The sequence below is a fragment of the Oceanicaulis sp. genome, from assembly GCF_051859625.1.
In the GTDB taxonomy this organism is placed as follows: Bacteria; Pseudomonadota; Alphaproteobacteria; order Caulobacterales; family Maricaulaceae; genus Oceanicaulis.
Genome location: NZ_JBHYFH010000006.1, coordinates 1 through 518 on the forward strand (window position 1 = coordinate 1; position 518 = coordinate 518).

A 518-nucleotide genomic window follows, 5' to 3' on the forward strand; every position below is an offset into this window, starting at 1 on the left:
GTCGAAGATGGTGGCGGGGTCACCCGCCTCGACGACTTTTCCTGCGTCCATGAAGACCACCTTGGACGACACCTCGCGCACGAAGGCCATCTCGTGGCTGACCAGCAGCATGGTCATCCCCTCGGATGCAAGGCGGCGGATCGCGTCCAGCACCTCGTTCACCAGTTCGGGGTCGAGCGCCGATGTGACCTCGTCCAGCAGCAGGATCTCGGGCTTCAGCGCAAGGGCGCGGGCGATGGCGACGCGCTGCTGCTGACCGCCGGAGAGTTCGTCCGGGTAGCTGTGCGCCTTGTGGTCCATGCCGACCAGTTTCAGCAGGTCCATGGCCTCGGCCTCGACCTCGGCCCGTTTGCGGCCCTGCACCTTGACCGGCGCCAGCGTCACGTTGCGCAGCACGGTCATGTTCTGGAACAGGTTGTACTGCTGAAAGACGATGGCCATGCGGTCGCGCGCCGCCTTCACCGCGCGCGGCGCGGCGTAGTCGATGCGGGTGCCGTCGACCTCGACCGTGCCGGAGG

Annotated in this window: 1 protein-coding gene; it reads right to left on the reverse strand. The window is 67.0% G+C overall.

Going from position 1 to position 518, the window contains the following annotated elements; all coding sequences use genetic code 11:
- On the reverse strand, positions 1-518 hold a 518-nt coding region (locus tag ACTIGF_RS15545; protein ID WP_439637738.1), incomplete at both ends, for an amino acid ABC transporter ATP-binding protein.